General features: G+C 33.7%; 2 protein-coding genes. Both read left to right on the forward strand.

Features of this window, described 5'->3' with window-relative positions; genetic code table 11:
- The first annotated feature begins 266 nt into the window (after window positions 1–266).
- A complete protein-coding gene (locus QUA57_RS28580; protein ID WP_333251579.1) occupies window positions 267–668 on the forward strand; it encodes a hypothetical protein in 402 nt (133 codons plus the stop codon).
- A gap of 119 nt (window positions 669–787) precedes the next feature.
- Window positions 788–1,132, forward strand: a 345-nt coding sequence (locus QUA57_RS28585) for a helix-turn-helix domain-containing protein (RefSeq protein ID WP_333251582.1), incomplete at its 3' end; no start/stop codon positions are given.

Genomic DNA, 1,132 nt, shown 5'->3' on the forward strand with positions numbered 1-1,132 from the left:
CTAGTTGGGGCACGGTATCATCCTCCAATCAACCAGTAGCATCCAATACTAACCTAACTTCCGCTTGCTTGTACTAGAAGAAAACAGAGAAGACATAGAGGCAGGAAAGCTTGTGGTGTATATGATTGATGAATGTCATCTTCTGTGGGGCGATGTTTGTGGATATGTTTGGGGAAAGACGAATAAAAGAATAGAAGTTCCGATGACAAATCAGAGAGAAAGGCAAACATATTTTGGAGCCATAAACTATCAAACAATTTTTTTTTGTGCGAGAATATGAAGCCGGGAATTCAAAGAATACAGTTTTGTTTGTCAAATACCTCCAAAGTCTAAATAAAGGAGCGAGAATTTTAATATTTTGGGATGGGCCAAGTTACCATATTTATGGAGAAATGCGAGATGATCTTAATCAGGTTAATCAAGATTTAAAAAAAATTGAATGGCTGATAATATGTGAATTATTTGCGCCTAATGCACCCGAACAAAACCCTGTAGAAGATATTTGGCTTCAAGCCAAAATATTTTTGAGAGAAAATTGGTATTTATGTAAATCTTTCTCACTTATTAAAAAACTATTCATGCTTGTAACTCATTGTCAGAATTTTAATTTTCCCAAGCTAGAGATGTATGGCTTTTTTTCTAAAAACTCTGAATTAATACCCAGTTAATCAGGATTAGTGAAGCCCAAGATTTTTGCAATTGATTTAGGATTGCTAGATAGCAATCCTAAATCATTATCAAGACTATGATACAATTATATGCAATACTTGATTGGGACAATAAAAAAATGAATAACTTACAACTGCAACAAAAAGATAGGCAAAAAGAAATAGATTGTTTAGAATCTTTCATTAAAAGCGATATAGATGCCAGAGAACTAAAACGAGCAATAGCTGTAAGGATGGCGCTCTCAGGTAATATCTACCATGAAATCAGCAAGACTTTAGGTGTAAGTAATTTTTTTATTGGTTATTGGAAAAAACAATTTATAACCCAAGGCATCGCCGGAATCAAACTAGGACATAAAGGGTCAAAAGGGTATTTAACAGCTCGACAAAATACTGAAGTGAGCGAGTGGTTAAAGAATAAAGAAAATTGTAATTTAGATGAGCTGGTTACTTATTTAGATCAA

The sequence above is a fragment of the Microcoleus sp. Pol7_B2 genome (genome assembly GCF_036701035.1).
Classification (GTDB): domain Bacteria; phylum Cyanobacteriota; class Cyanobacteriia; order Cyanobacteriales; family Microcoleaceae; genus Microcoleus.